General features: G+C 39.3%; 24 protein-coding genes and 1 pseudogene. 9 read left to right on the top strand and 16 right to left on the bottom strand.

What is annotated here, in order from left to right:
• Positions 1-54: 54 nt before the first annotated feature.
• From J6836_RS09180 to J6836_RS09195, 4 genes are all read left to right on the top strand, one after another.
• The gene (locus J6836_RS09180) at positions 55-2217 is read left to right on the top strand and encodes a TonB-dependent receptor domain-containing protein (RefSeq protein WP_219248697.1); all 2163 of its coding nucleotides are present in this window, start codon (positions 55-57) and stop codon (positions 2215-2217) included.
• Between the two features lie 92 nt (positions 2218-2309).
• Positions 2310-3359, top strand: a complete 1050-nt coding sequence (locus tag J6836_RS09185; RefSeq protein ID WP_219248698.1) for a hemin-degrading factor — start codon at positions 2310-2312, stop codon at positions 3357-3359.
• A gap of 15 nt (positions 3360-3374) precedes the next feature.
• A complete protein-coding gene (locus J6836_RS09190; RefSeq protein WP_219248700.1) occupies positions 3375-4190 on the top strand; it encodes a heme/hemin ABC transporter substrate-binding protein in 816 nt (271 codons plus the stop codon).
• A 553-nt stretch (positions 4191-4743) separates the two neighbouring features.
• Positions 4744-5115, top strand: coding sequence for a helix-turn-helix domain-containing protein (locus J6836_RS09195; RefSeq protein ID WP_206084025.1), 372 nt, complete (start codon positions 4744-4746; stop codon positions 5113-5115).
• An 87-nt stretch (positions 5116-5202) separates the two neighbouring features.
• On the opposite strand, the gene J6836_RS09200 is transcribed toward J6836_RS09195, so the two are convergent.
• From J6836_RS09200 to btuC, 11 genes are all read right to left on the bottom strand, one after another.
• Positions 5203-6219, bottom strand: a complete 1017-nt coding sequence (locus J6836_RS09200) for a lipoate--protein ligase A (RefSeq protein WP_219248702.1) — start codon at positions 6217-6219, stop codon at positions 5203-5205.
• 63 nt (positions 6220-6282) lie between these two features.
• Positions 6283-6771 (bottom strand): C40 family peptidase, encoded by a 489-nt coding sequence (locus J6836_RS09205; RefSeq protein ID WP_219248704.1) that lies wholly within the window; start codon positions 6769-6771, stop codon positions 6283-6285.
• Between the two features lie 88 nt (positions 6772-6859).
• A complete protein-coding gene (gene arnF, locus J6836_RS09210) occupies positions 6860-7264 on the bottom strand; it encodes a 4-amino-4-deoxy-L-arabinose-phosphoundecaprenol flippase subunit ArnF (RefSeq protein WP_219248707.1) in 405 nt (134 codons plus the stop codon).
• Entirely contained in the window at positions 7261-7608 is a 348-nt protein-coding gene (gene arnE / locus J6836_RS09215; protein WP_219248709.1) for a 4-amino-4-deoxy-L-arabinose-phosphoundecaprenol flippase subunit ArnE, read from the bottom strand. Before arnE ends, arnF begins: the two co-directional genes overlap by 4 nt.
• Positions 7605-9263, bottom strand: a complete 1659-nt coding sequence (gene arnT, locus J6836_RS09220; protein ID WP_219248711.1) for a lipid IV(A) 4-amino-4-deoxy-L-arabinosyltransferase — start codon at positions 9261-9263, stop codon at positions 7605-7607. Before arnT ends, arnE begins: the two co-directional genes overlap by 4 nt.
• Before the next feature lie 7 nt (positions 9264-9270).
• Positions 9271-10164 (bottom strand): 4-deoxy-4-formamido-L-arabinose-phosphoundecaprenol deformylase, encoded by an 894-nt coding sequence (gene arnD, locus J6836_RS09225; RefSeq protein ID WP_219248713.1) that lies wholly within the window; start codon positions 10162-10164, stop codon positions 9271-9273.
• Positions 10164-12149 carry a bifunctional UDP-4-amino-4-deoxy-L-arabinose formyltransferase/UDP-glucuronic acid oxidase ArnA gene (arnA, locus tag J6836_RS09230; protein ID WP_219248715.1) on the bottom strand — a complete coding sequence of 662 codons (1986 nt, stop codon included), beginning with the start codon at positions 12147-12149 and terminating at the stop codon, positions 10164-10166. The genes arnD and arnA overlap by 1 nt, the downstream gene beginning before the upstream one ends.
• Positions 12149-13141: an undecaprenyl-phosphate 4-deoxy-4-formamido-L-arabinose transferase gene (gene arnC / locus J6836_RS09235; RefSeq protein WP_219248717.1), complete on the bottom strand. Its 993-nt coding sequence runs from the start codon at positions 13139-13141 to the stop codon at positions 12149-12151. Before arnC ends, arnA begins: the two co-directional genes overlap by 1 nt.
• Positions 13141-14286: a UDP-4-amino-4-deoxy-L-arabinose aminotransferase gene (gene arnB, locus J6836_RS09240; RefSeq protein ID WP_219248718.1), complete on the bottom strand. Its 1146-nt coding sequence runs from the start codon at positions 14284-14286 to the stop codon at positions 13141-13143. The genes arnC and arnB overlap by 1 nt, the downstream gene beginning before the upstream one ends.
• A gap of 128 nt (positions 14287-14414) precedes the next feature.
• Positions 14415-15182 carry a vitamin B12 ABC transporter ATP-binding protein BtuD gene (gene btuD / locus J6836_RS09245; protein WP_219248720.1) on the bottom strand — a complete coding sequence of 256 codons (768 nt, stop codon included), beginning with the start codon at positions 15180-15182 and terminating at the stop codon, positions 14415-14417.
• Positions 15183-15187: 5 nt separating this feature from the next.
• On the bottom strand, positions 15188-16189 hold the full coding sequence (gene btuC, locus J6836_RS09250; RefSeq protein WP_219248722.1) for a vitamin B12 ABC transporter permease BtuC: 1002 nt from the start codon (positions 16187-16189) through the stop codon (positions 15188-15190).
• Between the two features lie 115 nt (positions 16190-16304).
• On the opposite strand from btuC, the gene J6836_RS09255 reads away from it, so the two are divergent.
• Entirely contained in the window at positions 16305-17234 is a 930-nt protein-coding gene (locus J6836_RS09255) for a Rho GTPase-activating protein (RefSeq protein ID WP_219248724.1), read from the top strand.
• A gap of 113 nt (positions 17235-17347) precedes the next feature.
• Here J6836_RS09255 and J6836_RS09260 read toward each other — a convergent pair whose 3' ends face one another.
• Together J6836_RS09260 and J6836_RS22735 are read right to left on the bottom strand one after the other, a co-directional pair.
• Positions 17348-17563 carry an ogr/Delta-like zinc finger family protein gene (locus J6836_RS09260; protein WP_219248726.1) on the bottom strand — a complete coding sequence of 72 codons (216 nt, stop codon included), beginning with the start codon at positions 17561-17563 and terminating at the stop codon, positions 17348-17350.
• The gene (locus J6836_RS22735; protein ID WP_255586366.1) at positions 17560-17895 is read right to left on the bottom strand and encodes a phage tail tape measure protein; all 336 of its coding nucleotides are present in this window, start codon (positions 17893-17895) and stop codon (positions 17560-17562) included. Before J6836_RS22735 ends, J6836_RS09260 begins: the two co-directional genes overlap by 4 nt.
• Before the next feature lie 324 nt (positions 17896-18219).
• Between J6836_RS22735 and J6836_RS09270 the strand changes: the two genes are divergently transcribed.
• On the top strand, positions 18220-19731 hold the full coding sequence (locus J6836_RS09270; protein ID WP_219248728.1) for a phosphoethanolamine transferase: 1512 nt from the start codon (positions 18220-18222) through the stop codon (positions 19729-19731).
• A 43-nt stretch (positions 19732-19774) separates the two neighbouring features.
• Here the strand turns inward: J6836_RS09270 and J6836_RS09275 are convergent, their stop codons facing one another.
• Together J6836_RS09275 and J6836_RS09280 are read right to left on the bottom strand one after the other, a co-directional pair.
• Positions 19775-20044 (bottom strand): tail fiber assembly protein, encoded by a 270-nt coding sequence (locus J6836_RS09275; RefSeq protein WP_219249468.1) that lies wholly within the window; start codon positions 20042-20044, stop codon positions 19775-19777.
• Entirely contained in the window at positions 19987-20175 is a 189-nt protein-coding gene (locus J6836_RS09280) for a hypothetical protein (protein ID WP_219248730.1), read from the bottom strand. The genes J6836_RS09275 and J6836_RS09280 overlap by 58 nt, the downstream gene beginning before the upstream one ends.
• Before the next feature lie 121 nt (positions 20176-20296).
• Here J6836_RS09280 and J6836_RS09285 point away from each other — a divergent pair.
• From J6836_RS09285 to J6836_RS23170, 3 genes and pseudogenes are all read left to right on the top strand, one after another.
• Positions 20297-20869, top strand: a pseudogene (locus J6836_RS09285) (phage portal protein); the annotation flags it as partial.
• Between the two features lie 504 nt (positions 20870-21373).
• The gene (locus tag J6836_RS23330; protein ID WP_425299666.1) at positions 21374-21487 is read left to right on the top strand and encodes a hypothetical protein; all 114 of its coding nucleotides are present in this window, start codon (positions 21374-21376) and stop codon (positions 21485-21487) included.
• A gap of 186 nt (positions 21488-21673) precedes the next feature.
• The gene (locus J6836_RS23170; protein ID WP_255586367.1) at positions 21674-21889 is read left to right on the top strand and encodes a tyrosine-type recombinase/integrase; all 216 of its coding nucleotides are present in this window, start codon (positions 21674-21676) and stop codon (positions 21887-21889) included.
• Positions 21890-22108: 219 nt separating this feature from the next.
• Here J6836_RS23170 and ihfA read toward each other — a convergent pair whose 3' ends face one another.
• The gene (gene ihfA, locus J6836_RS09295) at positions 22109-22405 is read right to left on the bottom strand and encodes an integration host factor subunit alpha (RefSeq protein WP_206084012.1); all 297 of its coding nucleotides are present in this window, start codon (positions 22403-22405) and stop codon (positions 22109-22111) included.
• Position 22406: the final 1 nt, after the last annotated feature.

Raw genomic sequence — 22406 nt, forward strand, 5'->3', positions numbered from 1 at the left:
CCCAGATACTATCAAGGCAGCCAGCTTAAACTACACATAAGGAAAGGATTTCCTATGCTATTTAACCTGATGCCAGCACCAATTTCTAATCATCAACATAAATATAAGTTCCGTTTTTCAACGCTTGCTACTGCTTTAGCCGTTACCACTACCAGCCAAATCACACTTGCACAACAAGAAACCAGCGACATTATTCATGTTAGCCAATCACCGTTTAATCATGAAAAAATTGCTGTTGCTCAGCAAGTAGATGTTATCGACGTCCAAGCCCCTGAATTACAATCTGCCACTTCCGTTTTAGATTTACTCAAAGGGCAATCAGGGATACTCGTTACAGGCGCAGGAAGTACGTATGGGCAAAACCTGCAAATGCGAGGTTATGATAGCCGAGGTGTAAAAATCACTGTCGATAATGTCACGCAGGATTTTAGCTCGGGCTTGTTTGATGCCACTTTTATTGACCCGACCTTAGTGAAAAAAGTCACTGTTCATAAAGGTGGTGGTTCACTTCACCATGGTGGTGGGGCATTGGCAGGGCTTGTTTCAATTAAAACTCTCAACGCCACTGACTTACTGAAACCGGGTCAGAAATTAGGTGGGCAAATCTACAGCGGAATTAACCGTAATGACCATAGCTATTATGCAGGTAGTGCACTATATGGGCGTACTGGTAATTTAGATACCCTACTAAGCTACAGTAAACGCAAAAAACAACTCGATGATGTGTTTGCTTCAAAAAGCCTAAACCACGATGAAAATATTGATAACTGGATGGTAAAAACCACTTGGTTTGCCCGCCCTGAATATCAAATTACATTACAGCTCAAAGAATATCGCAACGAAAGTATTACGCTAAAGCAACCTTCTGTTCAGGTCGATATGACGCGATACAAAAATACGCCTCATGAGAGAAAAAGCCATCAGCGGGATGTTATCATCAATCAGCACGTTAACCTTAATAATCAATATAACTGGCAAGCTGACTGGGATACTTACTATTCAGATCTTCATTTTGAACAGCTTGATATTGTTAAGGTCAATAGTATTTTCAATAAAATCAATAAATATGATCAAGAAAAGCGCCATCAATATAGCTATGGAACCACATTTTCTAATAGTTTCAACCTTCCTATTAACGACATCGGAAACCAATATATCCAAAGTGGTTTCGACTATATTAAGCAACAACAAAAATCAAATGCCCATGCGACAAGTTACCCCCCTTCTGAGTTAGCTAATACATCTTTCTGGTTAATAGATGACTTCACTCTGGCTCGCTACCCAGTCACCTTCTCAGCAGGTACACGATTTACCCATTACCAAACGTCACGTAAAGAATTTGCAACAAATACACAAACAAATTGGTCCTCACGGTTTGCGGTTAGTGCAACCCCTGTTCATTGGCTAACATTACGCACATCATATTCGGAAGGCTACCGTACTCCAAAAATGGCTGAGTTATACAATAACTCACATCATTTCTCGATACCTTTCACCAAAATGGTGTCTAATTTTCGAGTCTCTCCGGACTTACAGCCTGAGACAAACAAAACTTATGAAGCTGGTTTAGACTTCAGTTTTGATGAAATCGCTTTTACTGGTGATTCTTTGCAATTTGGCTCAACATTTTTTAGCACAAAAGCCAAAAATCATATCACCGTAGACAGTAAATATTCAGCACTTGAAAACGATGATAAAACCATACGCGGTTACTTCCCCGATGAAACATTTTTCATCAACGTCCCTTTTGCAACGATTTATGGGTTTGATAGCTTTATTCAATATAGTACCTACTGGTTTGACTTAAATGCCAGTTATAACCAAACCATAGGTAAAGAAGACAAAGACAACTACTCACTTTCAGCTATACGCCCCGAAAGCCTAGTTGTGCGCTTTAATGCACCTATTTTAACAACAGGCCTTAATCTTGGTTGGGTTGGTGAGTTTTCAGCAAAAACAAAATTTGAAGGAAATACAACTTACCAGTTACCAAAGCATAAATCGAAACAAGGGTTAGACCGCTATCACAAGGAAGTTGTGCAATACGCGGGATACGGCATCCATGATTTTTATATCAACTACAAAGCAGATCAGTTTATCGAAGGTCTCAGTTCAACATTAGCTCTTAAAAATGCATTTGATAAAAACTACGTTTCTTCTACGGGCATTCCACAAGAAGGCCGTAATTTCTATTTTAACGTGAATTATAAATGGTAACGAAATAATTAAGTCGGCAAGTTGGGGTTATTAATACGGTGAATAACCCCAACTAATTGCCGTTGCAAACAATCAAGAAAAAGGAGATTAATATGAATTCAATATGTTATGAAAATTACCAGCAGATTAAACAACAGTTCCCTGACAAACATGCTCGGGACTTAGCAAATCAACTTAACATCACTGAAGCCGAGCTTTTATATCATAGAGTCGGCTATGATGATGCAAAACGGCTTTCAGGCAATTTACCTGAATTACTCCATGCACTCTCGACCATTGGCCAAGCAAAAGCAATTACACGTAATGATTATGTCGTAAACATTCAAACAGGGTTATATGATAATCCCCGTTTTAGTGATCATGCAGGCCTTTTCTTAAATCCGGGGCAATTAGATTTACGTATGTTTTTTGCTCAATGGGATTCCATGTTTACGCTTACAGAACAAATAGGAAATAAAATTCGGCACAGCATTCAATTTTTTGATAAAAATGGCGATGCCATACATAAAGTTTATACCTGTGAACACACCGATATGAATGTGTGGCAAGACATCATTACCCACTATACATCCACTGATAACCCTCCGCTGCAACTCGATACAGTTTTATCATTTTCAGATAACGAAATCAGTGATGAAACTAAGCAACAGATTGAACAACAATGGCGCGACATGTCAAATGTGCATCAGTTTTTCACCTTATTAAAAGCACATAATTTAAGTCGGCAGCAAATTTTTCGCATTGTCAGTAATGAACTCGCTTGGCAGGTACCAACAAACTCACTATCGCAATTACTATCACTTGCCCATCAAGCTAAAAATGAGATTATGCTTTTTGTTGGCAATCGTGGCTGTGTACAAATTTTCACTGGTGTTATCAATAAAATTTCATCACTGAGAATTGAAAGCTCACAAACAGATTGGCTTAATGCTTCTAGCAATGATTTTAATTTGCATATTATTGAGAATGGTATTTCTGAATGTTGGGTGACTCGAAAACCGACACAAGATGGGTTTGTGACAAGTCTGGAAGTCTTCGATAACCAAGGTAATCAAATCATACAAATGTATGGGCAGCGTACTGAAGGTGTTCCTGAGCAAGCGTTGTGGAACCAACAAATACTTTCTCTGCCCCATATTTAATTACTGAGTCATTTTATGCAATACTGGCTTCTAGTGCTCGTAACGCTTTGTGTATCAAATAATGCGATGTCGAAAGAGCGCATAGTGTCTTTGGGTAACGATATCACCGAAATTATTTTTGCGCTTAATTTTGGTGACAACATCATTGCTCAAAGCACTTTAGGCTCTTTAGCACAAATTTCTCCAACTATTGAAGATATAAAACGTATTGATCCTCAACGTATTGTTTCAATGCGGCCTACTCTTGTTTTAGCCAGCGACCAAGCTAGGCATTCGTCAGCCTTATTACATATACAAAACCAAGGAATACACGTTATTAAAGTTGCTCGTGGAATGACATTAGAAGCCATCCCTAACAAAATTCGCATCATTGCCAAACAAATAAATCAAGTCCATTTAGGGGAACAACTTATCCAAAGCTTTCAGGATGACCTCAGTAAAATCAAAATATCCCCAATAAATAAAAATATCCTGTTTATTAGCAATAAAGGTGGTGCCCTACCCTTAATTGCAGGAACGAATACAACAGCAGATAAATTGATTACCGCAATTGGCGCTAAAAATGCCATGGCAAACGTGGCACTCTATCAGCCTCTTTCGCCCGAAGCCGTTATTGAAGGACGACCAGATTTAATTGTCGTAAGCCATGAGAGTGCTAAAACGCTTGGAGGCGCAAAAAGTATTTGGCGGCTCCCCGGCATGTCAATGACACCTGCGGGCAAGAATAAGTCATTAGTGATAGTGGATGAAACAGGCATGCTACACTTCGGCCTAAGCACACCCCAGGTGATGGCGCAGATACGTCAAGCATTAGAAAAATTACCTGAATAAAATTCAGCAATATAAGCTAATCACTGGCAATAAAATTCATTACCTTTTGATTTTAATGAATTTAAACAAAAAATAATCTCTCCATTTTTTCTAGCAAATAATGCCAATAAGCAATTAATTCAGTATTGAAAAGATACTAAATATTAAATCTCAAATTTTGAATAGTTACAGTCATTTTGATCAATACAATTAACTCGGAATTTCCTGTCTATTGTTATAAAAAATGCACAATTAATTTTTCAATTATTTACTTGGTTAATAAAATCGAACAGTTCAAACAAAAAATTTGAACGAGTATTTTCAACCTAATTTTTTTTGCACAAATAACAAAAAACAAAGCGATAACCATTTGATTATTAATATATTTAAACATTCATTAGTGTATGTTTAAAATATTGATTTTTTCAATAGCTATCATACCGATAGCTATTCTCATTCAAAAAAAGCACGTTTAGCCTATCGATATATCGGAAAAAAAGGAAGAATAGACTCCAATTTCGTGAGTTATTATTAGTTATTAATGAACAATAGCCTACTTGAGTAGGAGGTAAACATGTCAGAAAGTGTAGTCAACGATATCGTTAAATGGCTGGAAAGTCAGTTGCAACGCAATGAAGGCATCAAAATCGACACAATAGCCGATAAGAGCGGTTATTCTAAATGGCATTTACAGCGTGTTTTCAAAGAAATGAAAGGCTGCACGCTTGGCGAATACGTCCGTAAACGTCGTTTACTAGAAGCTGCTAAATCACTACGTGAAGGCAACTTGCCAATCCTTGATATTGCTCTGCAATACGGATTCAGTTCACAAGCTACATTTACACGTATCTTTAAAAAACATTTCGATACGACCCCAGCAAAATTCCGCCAAACAGGTGAGCTGCCAGAATGCAAAAGTTTTATGACATGCAGTTGTCATAACTAATGAGTTCTATTTCAAGATCATTCCTTCCTATTTAGTTGTTAGTATTTTTTGAAGTCTATGTCTGAGCCGACAATGTCGGCTCATTTTTTAACTTAACTCGTACACTAACCAGCTCTCTAAATCGCTAAGTTGATCTTGCAACTCAGGCCACTGCTGTTTCATCTGATGACATAACATTCTCATCGTTTCTGCTTGATAAACCTTCCCCAGCATATGTTCACTTAGCCACTCAAGGGGAGTTGGGTCTAAGCTATCAGTAAAAAACTGACAACGGGTAATTACCCCTTTTTCAATATCAAAGTGAAACTCAATCCCGCCCCATGGGAAGCGAGTATCTGAATAATGAGAAAATGCAGGTGCTTGGCCAAAGTTCCATTCCCAGCTACTTTGCTTGGCAAATGTTTCCGTAAAATTTGGCAAGTCAGGTAGCTTTTCAGGTGAGATATACTCTGCTTCAACAGTTTCACCAAAATGGCTAAAAAAACTTTTAATGACACCTTCACAGACTATTTCATGGCTAATGTTTGGAACAAGTTCAGAGAGATTTGCGACGCGAGATCGAACCGAGGTGATCCCTTTTGCCTGTAATTTTTTAGGATCGGGGTTAAGGTAATTGGCTAACCGACTCAAATCTGCATTAATCAATAAGGTGCCATGGTGAAAACCGCGGTCTTTCGTTTCTCGATAAGCAGAACCCGAAATTTTTCGCGGGCCATTTTCGGTATTGAGCACTAAATCATTACGCCCTGAAATTTCAGCTACAATCCCCACATTCGCGAGCCCATCAACAATAATTTGCGTTGAGATTGTTTTATCGTACTCTGGCTTGCCCGCCATAAATGTAAAACAGGTATTGCCTAAGTCATGAAACACAGCCCCACCACCGCTACTACGACGAGCAAGACGCACATTGTCTTCCTCCATTCGGCGAGTGTTGCATTCTTTCCACGGGTTTTGTGCGCGCCCAATAACCACGGTATCAGCATTACGCCACAAAAACATTACACGTTGGTCGGCAGACATTTGCCTAAAAATGGTTTCTTCAACAGCAAGGTTGAACCAAGGATCAAAAGATTCTGAAATGAGTAAACGTAATGTTGACATGAAACTATCCTAAAAATAAAACTTGCCCTTAAGATAGCATAATCGCTGAAGAAAATAGCGAGCTTAAATGCGTCTGGCTTGCCAGAACACTTTTCGCCAATACACGTTGTCCATTGATGAGCGGATCACGCCTTTGCTGGTTGATGCATGAATAAAAGTATTATCTGTATCATAAATACCAACGTGCAAACCATTTTCGCCAGATCCGGTTTTAAAAAACACAAGGTCACCAGGCATTAAGTCTGTTTTATCAATGCGTGTACCAAGTTGAGTTTGGTCGACGGTAGTTCTAGGTAGTTGAATGGCAAAACGGTCGTTAAAGGTACGATAAACAAAACCTGAACAATCAACTCCATTTTGGCTCATCCCACCATAATGATAAGGTGCACCATACCATTGTTCTAGCTGGTCTTTTAATTGAGCGATAGTCATTATAGGATCAGACAGTTGGGTTTTTAGTGGTGGCGGTGCTGTACGCTTAACGGATGTTGATGAACAACCAATTAAAACCAAGCACAGTAATAACGGCAAGTGTTGTATTTTAATCACCATAAAGCACCTTACTCATTCATCTTATTGCTATATTTAACTTATATCATAACGCGTGATGAATAAAAAACAAACAATTCATTACATTATACTATTTATGCTTGTCATGTGATTTAGTTGGGCGACTAATTAACCAAACCCCCAGCAAGATAAATACAATTCCAGCCACTTTTAACCACGATGCTGGCTCATTAAACCAAGGCAAGACAACCGCTAAGATATATACAAACACATAGCTCAAGCTAATTAATGGATACGCTTTATTCAGGGCAATATATTTTAATGCAAACAACCAACACAGCATCGATAGGGCATAACACACTAACCCTAAGAAAATAATGCCTAAGCTGGTAATATTTACTAACAACCAATCAACTTGCAACCAATGCCAACCTAAAGAGAAAGATGGTAATTCAACCACTCCCATCTTTAAGCTGAGTTGCGCCACAGTCACCAATAGCGCACTGCCAATCACCCATAAATATCCTTTATTCATACGCTGATACTCATGAGCAATATCCCTATCATAATAGCAATCACGCCAAACCAATGGTTTAAACCTGTTTTTTCTTTGTATATAAACTGACCAATTAAGGTGATCAGGACAAAATTAATGCTCAGCATTGGGTAGGCAATACTCAGGGGCATGGTTTCAAGCAGTTTTAACCAAAACAGCATGCCAAGACCTAGCATTAAAACAGCAAACACCAGCCACTTAAGGGCTGATGTTGCTTTATTTTCTTTTTCACTTTGCCAGTTAACCACGGCTTGTTTTTGAGCAACTTGCCCAATACACGTCAGCACACTGACAAGCAATAGCAGCAGTAATTGCCCAATCATTGTTGATGATACACCGTGATTGCCATACGTGAGTTTTTGATCACTTCATCTGGTTTAGGAATGTCTGGGAGGTCTTCATTACGGCCTAATAAGAACACCACTGTCACCTGCCCTTCTTTACGCGCTTTGCTTAACCACTGCGCAAAAGCATCTGGCTTAACGATACGATGTTGGCTATCCGGATACTCTAAGCCATAGCTAAGCTCACCACTACTGTTATACAGATAGATATTTGAGTTTTGTGTTTCCCATGCTAGCCCAGCGGCTACGCCAACGTTACTCGCCATCAAATACTTACTGTTCATTAATAAGTCATGATTTTGATGAATAAAGTTTTGTGGCAATTTAGAATCAATAGTGTTATTAGGTAAAGCACTGCCAATACATAAGCTAATTGCTAAAGAGCATGAAGCCGCCCACAACCAATATTTAGCGTTTAACACTGTGCATAAATAACCAATTATCGCCCAGATCGAGAAAGCAACCACACCCAAAACCATTTTCGACCATTCATCAGGCTCATATAATGGCTTTTTGATCACGGTGCTCACAACAATGACGGCTATAACTGCGGCAATTCCCAATACAACATTAATAATTCCGTTTATTTTTAGCGCTCGCATGGTGCCATTTCGCACACAATCAACACCATATTTCGCCATCAGTAACGCCAGTGGTGCCATAAAAGGCAGCATGTAAGTCGGTAATTTACCGCGTGAAACACTAAAAAATAGAACAGGAACAACAAACCAGCACAGCAAAAAGAACATATCAGGGCTTGATTTACGCTCTTTCCAACCTTTTATGATTGATCCTGGCACCAATCCTGCCCATGGTAGAGCACCGAGTAAAATAATAGGGATGTAGTACCAGAATGGCGCAATGTGCTGCGCATCATCAGCGGTAAAACGCTTAATATGTTCAATCCAGAAAAAATAATTCCAATAATCAGGCTCTAGCTTCGCTATCGCCAATGCCCACGGCAAGCTAATGATAACCGCAGAAATAATGGCAAGTGGGCCATATTTGATCAGCTCAAGAAAGCGTTTTTGGTAAATGGTGACAGGCAACATGACAATGACAGGGATGGCTAAAGCCAAAAAACCTTTGGTCATAAATGCCATGCCACAGGCTAACCCTAAGCAAACCCATGCTGCCAGTTTTGTCTTGACCTCCCTCGCCTTCATTGCCCATAAGCAACAAAACATACTGGCCGCAATCCACAGCGATAACATTGGGTCAAGCACACTGTATGTCCCGATGGAAAAGACGAGGAACATTGAGATGTAGATTAAGCTAGCGACATAAGCAACGTGGTTATTACGCCACATCATTTTTGCCATGCGATAGACAAGTAACGCACTAAGAAGAATACAAAAAACAGAACCAAAGCGAACCGCGAAATTAGTTTCACCAAAAATCATCTGGCTAATGTTATTTATCCAATACCCTGCGACAGGTTTTTCAAAATAACGTACATCCAACATGTAAGGAACAATCCAGTCCCCACGTTGGAGCATTTCCCGACTAATTTCTGCATAGCGGGTTTCATCTGGTTGCCAAAGTAAACGGCTGTTCAACGGCAACAAATAAGTTAGGATAAAAAAAAGAGCCAGCAGAGAGGCTCCTACTTTGCTCGCTCGATTATTTAACATCGCGTGTTTATTCCTCTTCTTGGCAACCCAGCCAACCTTCACGCCCAGGGAACGGTGCTCTCACCACTCGCCCTTTTGGTAATGAATTCAGATCGTCAGGTAGCAATTCGCTTAATGTACAGAATTGGATTTCTTCTTGTGAAATTCGTTCCAATAATTGTGAAAATTGTTCTGACTTGGACATTCCTTCCACTTCAGTGTGAATAGTATAGACTGGAACGCCGCTATCATCTTTAATTGCTTGAAGAATATAATCATTAAATGCTTCATCGCTGATAACCGTACCAACAACTTCGTCATATGTCGGTAATGTCACAGGGATTTGCACTGTCCCTAACGAGCCATCATGCAAAATAGGCCTGAAAGGAAATTTTCCACGGCAGTCGCTGTTATAGTCAAAATTAAACTTTTGTTTAACCTCTAACACGCGCTCATCACCTCGCCAGCCCGCAACCGCTGAGCAGGTAACACGCTGCCCAATTGCGCATTCAAGTGCATCCACACCGAGCTTAACTTGCTCAGCGAGTTGGACCTCACTCCATTTAGCCACTTTGGCTTGCCAGCCTTGATGATCCCATGCATGTAAGCCAACTTCATGGCCTGCATCCAATGTTTGTTTCATCAAGTAGCCTAAATCTTTAGCAATTTTTTTGCCTGGCCATGCTGTACCAGCTAATAAAATATCTAACCCATAAAGAGATGCAGCGTTAGACCTAAGCATTTTCCACAGAAATTTAGGACGCAAAAGGCGCCATAAATGGCGCCCCATGTTATCGGGTCCTACACTGAAGAAAAAGCTGGCCTGAATGTTGTGCTCTTTAAGCACTTTGAGTAATTGTGGAACCCCTTTTAGCGTACCTTGGTAGGTATCCACATCAATTCTCAAGCCAACCTTTTTCATTAGTCTTTGCTACCTAACTCTTCAACAGCACCTTGTAAGAAGAAATCTAAGGTTTCTTCGATGGTATCTTTCATATCGATAGTCGGAACCCAGTCAAGTAAACGACGTGCGTTCTCAACACTTGGCTTACGGTGCTCAACATCTTGATAGCCTTGCCCGTAGTAGCTGCTGCTTTCAATTTCACGGAAGCCCGCAAATGGAGGGAATTTGCTGCGCTCTGGGTGTTTTTCAAAGCTGGCTAACAACATTTCTGCCAGTTCACGAATACTTGCTTCGTTCGTTGGATTACCGATGTTGATGATCTGGCCATCACATTTACCGTCTTTATTTTCGATAATGCGGAACAGCGCTTCGATACCGTCTTTAATATCGGTAAAGCAACGTTTCTGCGCACCACCGTCAACCAATTTGATTGGTGAGCCTTCAACCAAGTTTAAGATTAGCTGAGTGATCGCACGTGAACTACCAATACGTGCAGAGTTTAAGCTGTCTAAACGCGGGCCCATCCAGTTGAACGGACGGAATAAAGTAAATTTCAAGCCTTCTTTCGCACCGTACGCCCAAATAACTCGGTCAAGTAACTGTTTAGAAACAGAGTAAATCCAACGTTGTTTATTGATTGGACCTACGATCAAACGGGATTCGTCTTCATCAAACTCTTTATCGTCACACATACCGTAAACTTCTGAGGTAGATGGGAAAATAATACGTTTGTTATATTTCACACAGTAACGAACCACTTTCAGGTTTTCTTCAAAGTCTAATTCAAAGACACGCAGTGGGTTACGGGTATATTCGATTGGTGTTGCAATCGCCACCAGTGGCAGAATGACGTCACATTTTTTGATGTGATACTCAATCCACTCAGTGTGAATACTTACGTCGCCTTCAATAAAGTGGAAACGTGGGTTACCAATGAAACGTTCAATTGCAGATGAGCCAATATCCATACCATAGATATCATAGTTGCCATCTTTTAACAGACGCTCAGTTAAATGGTTACCGATGAAACCATTCACACCTAAAATCAATACGCGAGTACGGCGTTTAACTTGTGCAGTTGGTTTAGCACCAACACGGACATCAGTCACGATACCCATTTCGTTTGCAAGGCGGTTACCTTGCATGTAAAGACCCGTTTCGCTTTGGCCGCTAACAACTTCAATCGCGCCTTGACCACAAGCAATACGCAGTGGGTCATTAGACAGAACAGTCCCTGCGGTTTTGCCTTGGTTATCATCTAACACGCGAGCGCGCCAAATAACCATTTTACGCGCACCTAAATAGGTGAACGCACCTGGGTATGGTTCAGTCACTGCACGAATTAAGCAGTTAATTTCTTTTGCACTACGGTTCCAATCAATTTGGCCATCTTCTGCAGTACGGCGACCGAAATAAGTCGCTTGGCTTTCATCTTGAGCAATCGTTTTGTAGCTACCTGCTTCAATCAATGGCAGTGTTTTATCTAATAATACTTCCGCTGCTTCACGAACTTTCGCATGTAATGTTAAGCCAGTGTCAGTATCGGTGATGGCTACTTTCTCTTGCGCAACGATGTCGCCCGCATCTGCTTTCGCAACCATTTTATGTAAGGTTACGCCAGTTTCGCTTTCACCGTTTAATAATGCCCAATTAATTGGCGCACGGCCGCGGTATTTTGGCAATAATGAACCATGCAGGTTAAATGCCCCTTTCGGTGCGATTGCTAGCAATTCTTCACTTAACATATCGCGGTAATAGAAAGAGAAAATCACATCAGGTTTCATTTCGCGAATACGTTCAATCCATAATGGATGATTGACGTTTTCTGGAGCAAAAACAGGAAGTTCCATGTCCGCACTTAGGCGTGCTACGGAAGAGTAAAAATGGTTCTCATTAGGGTCATCAGTGTGAGTAAACACTGCCTGAATATCAAAACCCGCTTTTTCAAGCGCTTTTAGCCCTACACAGCCAATATCATGATAGGCAAAAACAATAGCTTTCATTAGTCTTCTTCCTGATTTTTGTCGGATTTTAGGTCTGCTCCGACGACTTTTTGAATAAAATAACGAGGTCTTGCGCGCACATCATTGTAAATTCTTCCGATGTATTCGCCTAATAAACCCATAGCAACAAACTGTGCACCAATAAACATAAACAGCACTGCAAACAACGTGAATACACCGTCTGCCGCCCACTGAGCACCAAAAATTAAACGCAATGCAATTAATAACACCGCCAGTACAAAACCACCTGCAGCAATCACGCTACCCACGACACTGAGTAAACGCAGTGGTGCTGTTGTTAGACAAGTAAGTAAGTCATACATTAAATTAATCAGCTTCATAAAGCTGTATTTAGAATCACCAAATTCACGTTCCGCATGCGCCACATCAATTTCGATGGTTCTACGGGCAAATGTATTGGCTAAAATCGGTATAAACGTACTTCTTTCATGACATTGCAGCATCGCCTGAATAATATGGCGACGATATGCACGTAACATACAGCCATAATCACCCATTGAACGACCCGTTGCCTTAGTGATCATCGCGTTAATCATCTTAGATGCCGTTTTACGGAACCAAGAGTCTTGGCGATTAGCACGGCGAGTTCCAACAACATCATAGCCTTGCATCGCCGTTTGCACTAAGCGAGGAATTTCTTCTGGTGGGTTTTGCAAGTCAGCATCCAGCGTAATCACTAAATCCCCATCCGCTTGATTAAACCCAGCCATAATCGCAGAATGCTGACCATAGTTACGGTTAAGGATAATCGCAATCACATGATTATCAGGGTTTTCAGCCGCTTGTGTTAACATCGCAGCTGAACGGTCACTGCTGCCGTCATCCACTAAGATTAACTCGTAGCTTTGTGTTAATTGCTTGCACGATTTAATCGTACGTTCAAGCAATTGAGGTAAGCTCTGCTCTTCATTATAGACAGGGATTACCACTGAGACCTTTTTTATCTCATCAAATTCATCTGCGTATGACACTATTTTGACTCCAAAAGAACTGCTTCCACCGCGTTAACAACTCGCTCAACATCTGCATTCGTCATATCCGGGAATAAAGGCAACGAGCACAATGTTGCACTATTCCATGTTGACTCTGGCAGTGTTAATTCAGGGTATTTTTCACGGTAATATTTTTGTGTATGTGCTGCTCGAAAATGTAAACCCGTCCCAATATCGTGCACTTTCAATTTTTCCATGAATGTATCACGGTCAATACCACAAATATCTTTATCCACTCGTACCATAAATAAGTGGTTAGCATGTAAATGTGGATATTCAGGGACACTGAGCATTTGTAATGGGAAGCTTTTCAGTAATTCGCGGTAATGCGCCGTTAATTCAGCACGACGTTGGTTCAACTGTTCCACACGGGACAATTGCACAACGGCTATCGCAGCATGAATATCGGATAAGTTATATTTAAAACCAGGTTCAACAACTTCTGCCTGTGGTTTACGTCCTTGCATTTGTCTATCAAATGCATCGACACCTAAACCATGAAATTTAAGTGCACGAACACGTTGAGCAAGCTCATCGTCATCAGTTGCAACCAAACCACCTTCTGCGCATGTCACATTCTTAATGGCATGAAATGAGAAAATGGATGTACCTTTTTCCCCAATCCATTCATCTTTATAGCGCGTACCAACGGCATGAGCTGCATCTTCAATTAACGTAACGCCTGCCTTTTGTGCGATTAAACGTAATGCATCTAAGTCGCAAGGCGCACCAGCATAGTGAACAGGAATGATAGCTTTTGTTTTTGCCGTTAACGCTTTTTCTACGGCGTCGGGTTGAATCATCAAAGTATCGCGATCAACATCAATCATGACTGGCGTTGCGCCCAGCAACTCAATCATATTAATGGTTGAAACCCAAGTTTGTGACGGTGTGATCACTTCATCACCAGGACCAATACCTAATGCCATCAAAACGACATGCATGCCCGCGGTCGCAGAGGACAATGCAATTGCATGTTTACAGCCATAACGTTGGCAAAAATCTTCTTCTAACTGATGATTCTGTGGGCCTGTTGTAATCCAGCCTGAACGCAGAACCTTTTCAACTGCCTTGACCTCTTCATCACCGATTGCCGGTTTTGAAAATGGTAAGAAATTGCTCATATTGTTTATAGCCTAGTTTTCATTATGAATAGAATATTCTAGTTAATTGTACTTTAACCGAACCTCAACACCGACGAACATTGCTGCATTATCCCGCATAAAAACGAGTGATTAAAACAACTTTTTGGTTAATCGTCAAAATTTATAATTTGCCATTGTCTATAGGATGTGCTCTGACTTATCTTAATTGCAGTTTTAAAAGTGTCAGATAAATTATTTTCCGTCATCACATCCGTAGGTTTTCCCGATGCAAACAATTGACCTTGTTTTAACAGCCAAATTCGCGATGCATTTTTATAAGAATGATTAAGGTCATGCCCACTCATTATAACGGTTCCTTGGCAATCACAAAAATATTTAATCCATTTATCTAACATTGCCTGTTGAGTAATATCCAAGTTATTAGTTGGCTCATCAAATAAAATGATTTTCCCCGTTAAGTCTTTATCGTCCCACACTTGCAAAAATGTAGCGCAAACTCTGACTCGCTGCCATTCTCCTCCAGAGAGTTGATAAATACCTTTATGTAAAAGCGATGACAATTGAAAATCATCACATAGCCGCACAAAAATATCCGCGACAGCAGGTGTTGAAGGCAGAAACAGTTCTAGATATTGGAACACCTTGATGATAGGTGCATTACTCGCAAGCTGAACAAAATAAGCTCGTTGTTTCGCTAACTGAGTAAGAGAGCAATAACGAATGTTTTCGCCATTAAACCAAATCTCACCACTGATTGGAAGATAGCCACTTAACGCGGAAAGTAACGTACTTTTCCCTGCTCCATTGGCTCCTAAAAGATGGATTTGCTCACTTGCAAATACAGACTCAGTAAAATTGATGAGGCGATTTTCTGCAGTAATATTTTTGATATCAATAATTATTTGTGTATTCATTAGGTTTACCGCCATTGCTGATGACGAATAAGCAATAGAATGAATATTGGCGCACCCAATGTGGCGGTAATAACACCAATAGGCACTTCTGCATGCGCAATTAATAATCGTGATAATAAATCCGCCAATAACAGGCCTAATGCGCCCGCTATTGCGCAAGCAGGTAAAAGTAAACGGTTATTAGTTAAACCACTTAATCGCAAAATATGTGGGATTACTAAACCAATAAAGCTAATAGCCCCAGCAATAGCAACACTTAAACCAATTAATACACCACTAATGATAATAAGAACAATACGCCACTTATATACTGATATACCTAACTGATAAGCTTGAAGGGAACCTAAAGAAAGGTAATTTAATATTTTACCTTGGCATACAACCCACAGTAAAAATGGAATACAAGCCATGACTAGCCCCGCCTGCCGCCAGTCAACACCACTAAAACTGCCCATCATCCAATATAATAGTTGGCGTAGGTCAAGGTTACTGCTCATATACACCATCCATGTCATACAAGCCCCGCTCACCACACCGAGGGCGACACCAACCAGTAATAAACTGGCATTGTTCAGATTTTTTCGTTTGGCAAAATAGAGTAATAACGATGTGAGTAACAAAGCACCAATAATCGCACTAGCACTGAGTACGCCATAGTGTGTGACACCTGATGACATTAACACCGTAAATACAACTGCAACACCGGCACCGTTACTGATCCCCAATAGACCGGGCTCAGCCAATGGATTTTCAAATAGGGCTTGCATAATCGCCCCTGTAACAGCCAACCCCGCCCCGACTACGATGACAGCAAACATTCTTGGTAATCGTATTTGCCAAACAAATAGCTGTGCAGAGTCATCCATCCATTGGTTTGGCCAATACCATATTTCTCCAGCACTGAGGGAAAATATCGCAATAATGCAAAGTATAAGCAGCAAAAAAGCAATCAAACGAATGTCTGATTTATTTTGTTGTTCTTGTAGCTGCAACAGAGAATGGCTCATTGATAGATAAACTTATTTATTAGTGATTTAAGGGATTATAGCTTTTTATGTAAGACGTATCATTGCTGTAGATTTAAATTAATTTTTAATTCTAATGCTACCAATATGGAAATCTATGAAAATCGAAGGTAAAACGCCCATTACACTATTGAGAACAAACTCACCAAAAAATAAACCCGCCGCTGGTGATAAGGAAAATCGATTTATACATGCAATTAGAAAGATTTACCTTTTTCCTAATATGATTAAAATTTATATTTCACATAAGTTGCAAGCAAATACAATCAAACACTCTCCATCCCCTATCCCCACCTCATCAAACTGTGAAAAAAACAGACTCGTAGCAAAAAAGATAGAGCAAGAAAATATAAAAGCTATCGATTACTGTAAAGAATTGACTATCGATGAAAAAAACAACTATTTACAATTTAATCAGTTGGGTAGCGCAATTTTAAAGCATCCTCACTATAATGAGCAAGAAGGCCTTTTTCGAAAATCAGGAAACGCGTTAGAACGTGATAGACTAGTTTCACATTTACTCGCAGGTAAATCATTAAAAGAATATTTTTTAAAAAAAGATATTGTTGATATTAAAATTCTTACATCCGCTTATAAAAAATTAGCAGCTCATCTAATAGAAAAAAACCTTCATTCATTAGAAGAAATACCTAAATCTATTCATAACTTAGCTTATGCAGCACAACAAAAATCAGCGCTTTTGAAAGAGAGTATCGCTCGTAACTTAATCAGTCAAAACAACCAAAAACGCTTGAATGAAGCTGATTCACGGCTTCAAGATGCGTTTTTATCCCTTGAAAAAACGCCACTAACACTGCAATTAATCATTCCCCTATTTGCTGAAATCACCAAAAATCAACAAACAAATAAAATGGGGGCTTATAACCTGGCAACTTGCTTTGCACCAAATTTAGTCACTGATTCAAACCTACCTCCAGCATCTCAAATAAAATTAAATCGTGACTCAATAATCTATTTAGAAGCCTTAATTAATCACGATTTAAAACTGCAATCCTATGATGTTTAGTGAGTTTTTAATCTATCTTCACAGTTTTTAGATGAATTTATAAAACATCATCTACATTACATCCACACGTAACACATCTTTAGCACTAGCCCCTTCATTAATAGGGGCTAATTTTATAGTGAAAGCGTTTTTTGCTGGTATTTGTTCGGATGCGCTTCAACTAGATTAACCTGTGCAAGCTTTACCACGATTGTTATCACTGATTCATGGCTGACAAATGTGCAACCACAATTGATATTCTGGCACTGGTTATAACGCTCTTTGGTTTCGGATGAAACTTGATAGGAACTACGTGTATGTGCAGAAAAATAACAAAGAGGGCGATTCACGTTAATGTCCAATCTGCATTATCAATTTCAAACTTAAACCCAGCCATGGCATAGAATGCTTGGCCTTGGGCAACTTCATTAGACGTAAACGCCGTGGTTGCCCCTAATTCGCGGGCTTGCTCTCTGAGCATTTTATAATCGGCTGAATCTCTATCAAGGCGAGTTAAGGCCTGCACTTTTAATATGCCGATTTCAAAGTCATAGCTTGGTACTAATACTTTTTTAGCGGCATAACCTAAACCCACGCCTGATGCGAGCATACCCGCGCTGCCACCCGCTATTTTATTGCGCATGCCCATGGTGATTTGATAGCTGTTTTTTGCTGCTGACATGCGTTTTTCTTGGCTGGCAACCCGTTTTAGTTACTGCTCTTGCTGCAATTGCCGACTGGTGCTGGCGAGACTGGCGGAGGGTTTTCGCCAGTTTTTTATTCGAGGCTTGAGCACTCTTAAACGGTTTCGTAAATTTATCAACGGCGCTTAAAAACCTGTAAACGTAAATGCACGGAATGGGAATGTGTAGTACGTGACACAGCTCAATTAATGATAAACTTTTCTAATTATATTAAAAATTCAATCCTATTGTTATGTTTCGTTTACTCTATTTGTGCTAGTCTACGCGGCAAAAATTAAGAGTGAATTTTTAAAAATCGAGTTATGATCCAGAAAATACAAAATGTAATTTTAAGCAAAATAATGCTGAAGTTTATCGCATTATTTTTTCTCTTTTCTTTGTTACACAAGGTAATGGGCTATCCATTCAAGCCACTGTATATCTTTTTTATAAGCATTGGTTTGCTTTATGTGAAAAATAGCGCCTACCGTTTTGTTGTTTTATTTTTCACCATTTTAGCTGCTATTTATTTACCAGTCGGATTGATCTATGGCCCCCCTACATATAATACAGTTGCTTCCTTTTATTATACTGATATACAAGAATCACGAGAATTTATATCAAATATAGATAACAAGTATTTTATTTATTCTATCTTAATACTCGCTTTTGGAACTTTAGTTAGCTTTATTAAAACAAACCCGATGAACTATCATAAAAAGACGATGTTAAGTATCGCAATGGTAGTTTTTTTCTTCACTCCTTCAAAATATGCCTTAAGTGGTAAATATGAGAGAGCGGCTAATTCAGGAACACCAGAAACTCGTTTTTTTACAGAGCTGATTTATTCTGTTTATTCTTTAATCGATGAGATTGAATTATATACAAGTGATGATACTTTTAAGATTACAGAAGTTAATAACCAATATGATACTTACGTTATTGTTATTGGTGAAAGTGTCCGAAAGGATTTTATGCAAGAATACGGTTTTAAAATGCAAAACACGCCTTTTATGAGCTCAATCAATGGGATTTTTTTCATTAACTACATCTCTGCGGCGAGTTCAACACAACCGTCTTTAACACATAGCTTATCCGTATACCCTAAAATAGGTAATAATATCATCACATTAGCTAGCAGAGCAGGTTTTGATACTTATTGGTTATCTAATCAAGGATTTGTTGGTGAATATGATGGTTCAGTTGCCGCTATAGGGCGAAGAGCAAATAATAGCTTCTTTGTTAAGAGAGGAAGCTCTGATGATAAATTAGTCTCTCCAGACGGTGTTTTATTACCTGAATTTAAATTGGCGCTGGAATCACAAAAACCCAAAAAACTTATTGTTGTTCATCTTATGGGGAGTCATACGCCATTTTGTACCAGAACAGAGGAGCAGTATGATCATTTTTATCAGAATAAAAAATTTTCTTGTTATGTCCAAAGCATAAAAAACACAGATAACTTGTTATCAGAAATATACTCTGATTTAAGTAAAACTAAATCAAAATGGTCAATGATGTATTTTTCTGATCATGCCTTATCTTTAACATATGACAAAAATGAATTGGCACATAGTGATAAATACAAACAGAACTATGAAGTGCCTTTTTTCATCACATCTTATAATTCTAAGCATAAAGAAATGATAAATAGTCGTCGTAGTGGGCTAAATTTTATGTCTTTATTTTCACAATGGACAGGAATAGAAGAAAGTAATATTGAAAGCAATTGTGATATGTTGTCTGAAAATGACTGCCCTAACCAAAATAAAATAATTGACTTTAATAGAAATTATCTCATATTTGATGACTTACCCGATGATTATTCCAAATAAAAATAAAATGGGATGCCTTCACTCATAAGGCACCCTTAAAATATTACGAATAAACTGGCCAAATAATATTCGGTGAGGTTGAAGTGTCTACTTGATTGAATATTACCCGATATTTTTTCCAAGCGCTTAATTGTAATTTCTCACTTTCTAAAACAATCCCTAAATCTAATGCATCTTGTAATGGAGCTATGATTTTATCTGCATGATTGATTAGTTTAACTTTACATTTATAGGCTATGTAAACTTCTTTTTCCTTCAGTTCAGCCTCTTCATGCTCTTTCCATTCTGGAAATCCGTTAATTTGAAACCTAATTTCTCGGTTTTTGTAAACTCATCATAAGTAGACTGGGACACCCAAACACCTTTTAAATCATTTTCAATCTCAGCACTGAAAGTTTCAGATTCGCTAATGAAACCTGTACCATCAAAAAAATACTGATTCATTTTATTACTCCCATACATAGATACGGGTAGGATCGAAATAAACTCGCCCAGTTAGAGATTCATGTAAGATCACCACTCTAGTTTGTAATTGTATAAATAAGTCTTTCCTTAATATTTATAATTTCAAACGGGCAAAGTGTTTCACTTAATTGAGCCTGATATTAACCAAGAGTTATACGGCCTGCCTGAATATCTTGCGGCAATCCCATCGGTGCTACTGAACAAGGCCGCAACCCTATTTCGCCGCAAGTATTATCTCAATGGTTCGCACGCGGGTTATATCTTGTATATCAGTGATGCGGCACAAAAAACTGATGATGTGGATAAAATTCGTGAAGCCCTGAAAAGCAGCAAGGGGTTGGGTAATTTCCGCAATTTATTTTTGTATGCACCAGGGGGAAAGAAAGACGGCATCCAAACAATCCCACTTTCTGAAGCAGCGGCAAAAGATGAATTTCTCAATATCAAGAATGTGAGCCGCGACGATATGTTAGCGGCACACCGTGTGTCACCACAAATCATGGGGATCATTCCTGAAAACGTGGGCGGCTTTGGTGATGTTGAGAAAGCGGCAAAGGTGTTTGTGCGTAATGAGTTGATGCCGTTACAAAGTAAGATGATGCAATTGAATGATTGGTTTGGCGGGGAGATTATTAAGTTTAATAAATACTCGCTGGATTTAGACGATGAATAATATCACTCGTTAATTCAATGATGCCGCCCACTGAGGCGGTATTTTTTTACCTGTAGGTCGGCTTTCTCGCTGCTCTAAATAATAATAAGACCCCACTGTATTATACCAAACCTATATCACCAAGACGAATTTGCCAAAAATCAGGCTCATCAAATAGTGGTTTAAACACACCATACGCCACCACAACACACGCAAAAATAATTGCCATCTAGTTATATAAATTTGATTTTAACGCCGTGACGGCTCGGAGATTTTGCGGACGGATAATTAACAATAAACACCTCGCCGCGCAATCGTGACCCCGCCACGCCTGCCCACTAAATAAGGTAGTTTTCATACAGGTGCATAAGTAAGTCCAAATCGTGCCAGTGGTGGGGCTTAGTGCGGCTGGCTTTATCAACAAAAAGCAGCATATGCCAGTGTGGGGTGCCATCATGATGTGGCTCTGATAGATTACAAAGTGGCATGAAAGCATCAACTATCAATAGAGAGTTTAATTTGCTAATGAGCATTTTTACTTCATTGGACGAAATTGGCGAGTGCTCTAAAAATAACCCGATTAAGTCTCTTGGTAAGTTGAAAGAAGAAAAACCAGAAATGGCCTATTTGACAAAATAGTGATATTGAAAAATTACTTAATGTCATGACCGATGATTACTTACGCATAACTATTTTATGTCTAAGTACGGGGGTAAGATGGGGTGAAGCCATTAGTTTAAAGGCTGAAAACTTATTACATGGACGAGTTACATTTATGAAAACGAAAAATGGTAGGCATAGAACTGTTCCCATTCTGATGATGTAATGAGAACTGTAAAAGTAAAAGATTCTGGATTACTTTTCGATGTTGATTACGTCAAGTACAGATCAATACTGAAAGAAGTTAAACCAGATTTGCCGCATGGTCAGGCCGTGCATGTTTTACGGCATTCTTTTGCAGCGCACTTTATGATGAATGGTGGCAATATTCTCACTCTTCAAAAAATCATGGGTCATGCGAGTATTCAGCAAAAACAATGACATACACACAATTTGCCCCTGACTATTTAAATGAGGCCATTTCATGCAACCCTTTAAGGGGAGGCATCCACATTCCATCCACCGATATGGGGTGCAATGATGCGAATTAACTTATCATAACATTCGTAAGTTATTGAAAAATATTGCTAGCCCCGATGTTCTGGGGCTGGCAATGACCGCCTAGGCGGTCTTTTTCTATACCAAATTGAATTGATATGATTACTCTTTTGGCGTTGCTTTTTCCACGCGGCTTTTTAATTTTTGGCCTGGGCGGAAAGTAACAACACGTCGTGCAGTAATTGGAATATCTTCCCCAGTTTTTGGGTTACGTCCGGGACGTTGATTTTTATCACGTAAATCAAAGTTACCGAATCCAGATAATTTTACTTGCTCACCGTTTTCTAAAGAAAGGCGAACTTCTTCAAAGAAAGTTTCGACCAGTTCTTTAGCATCACGTTTGCTAACACCCAATTTTTCAAACACATTTTCTGACATTTCTGCTTTAGTAAGCGCCATA

It is taken from the genome of Providencia sp. R33, assembly GCF_019343475.1.
Lineage (GTDB): Bacteria > Pseudomonadota > Gammaproteobacteria > Enterobacterales > Enterobacteriaceae > Providencia.

What these genes read in the sequence shown, in the direction of transcription:
- J6836_RS09180 (WP_219248697.1), top strand. Translation starts at nt 55, where the DNA reads ATGCTATTTAACCTGATGCCAGCACCAATTTCTAATCATCAACATAAA.
- J6836_RS09185 (WP_219248698.1), top strand. Translation starts at nt 2,310, where the DNA reads ATGAATTCAATATGTTATGAAAATTACCAGCAGATTAAACAACAGTTC.
- J6836_RS09190 (WP_219248700.1), top strand. Translation starts at nt 3,375, where the DNA reads ATGCAATACTGGCTTCTAGTGCTCGTAACGCTTTGTGTATCAAATAAT.
- J6836_RS09195 (WP_206084025.1), top strand. Translation starts at nt 4,744, where the DNA reads ATGTCAGAAAGTGTAGTCAACGATATCGTTAAATGGCTGGAAAGTCAG.
- J6836_RS09200 (WP_219248702.1), bottom strand. Translation starts at nt 6,219, where the DNA reads ATGTCAACATTACGTTTACTCATTTCAGAATCTTTTGATCCTTGGTTC.
- J6836_RS09205 (WP_219248704.1), bottom strand. Translation starts at nt 6,771, where the DNA reads ATGGTGATTAAAATACAACACTTGCCGTTATTACTGTGCTTGGTTTTA.
- arnF (WP_219248707.1), bottom strand. Translation starts at nt 7,264, where the DNA reads ATGAATAAAGGATATTTATGGGTGATTGGCAGTGCGCTATTGGTGACT.
- arnE (WP_219248709.1), bottom strand. Translation starts at nt 7,608, where the DNA reads ATGATTGGGCAATTACTGCTGCTATTGCTTGTCAGTGTGCTGACGTGT.
- arnT (WP_219248711.1), bottom strand. Translation starts at nt 9,263, where the DNA reads ATGTTAAATAATCGAGCGAGCAAAGTAGGAGCCTCTCTGCTGGCTCTT.
- arnD (WP_219248713.1), bottom strand. Translation starts at nt 10,164, where the DNA reads ATGAAAAAGGTTGGCTTGAGAATTGATGTGGATACCTACCAAGGTACG.
- arnA (WP_219248715.1), bottom strand. Translation starts at nt 12,149, where the DNA reads ATGAAAGCTATTGTTTTTGCCTATCATGATATTGGCTGTGTAGGGCTA.
- arnB (WP_219248718.1), bottom strand. Translation starts at nt 14,286, where the DNA reads ATGAGCAATTTCTTACCATTTTCAAAACCGGCAATCGGTGATGAAGAG.
- btuD (WP_219248720.1), bottom strand. Translation starts at nt 15,182, where the DNA reads ATGAATACACAAATAATTATTGATATCAAAAATATTACTGCAGAAAAT.
- btuC (WP_219248722.1), bottom strand. Translation starts at nt 16,189, where the DNA reads ATGAGCCATTCTCTGTTGCAGCTACAAGAACAACAAAATAAATCAGAC.
- J6836_RS09255 (WP_219248724.1), top strand. Translation starts at nt 16,305, where the DNA reads ATGAAAATCGAAGGTAAAACGCCCATTACACTATTGAGAACAAACTCA.
- J6836_RS22735 (WP_255586366.1), bottom strand. Translation starts at nt 17,895, where the DNA reads ATGTCAGCAGCAAAAAACAGCTATCAAATCACCATGGGCATGCGCAAT.
- J6836_RS09270 (WP_219248728.1), top strand. Translation starts at nt 18,220, where the DNA reads ATGATCCAGAAAATACAAAATGTAATTTTAAGCAAAATAATGCTGAAG.
- J6836_RS09280 (WP_219248730.1), bottom strand. Translation starts at nt 20,175, where the DNA reads ATGAATCAGTATTTTTTTGATGGTACAGGTTTCATTAGCGAATCTGAA.
- J6836_RS23330 (WP_425299666.1), top strand. Translation starts at nt 21,374, where the DNA reads ATGAGCATTTTTACTTCATTGGACGAAATTGGCGAGTGCTCTAAAAAT.
- J6836_RS23170 (WP_255586367.1), top strand. Translation starts at nt 21,674, where the DNA reads ATGAGAACTGTAAAAGTAAAAGATTCTGGATTACTTTTCGATGTTGAT.
- ihfA (WP_206084012.1), bottom strand. Translation starts at nt 22,405, where the DNA reads ATGGCGCTTACTAAAGCAGAAATGTCAGAAAATGTGTTTGAAAAATTG.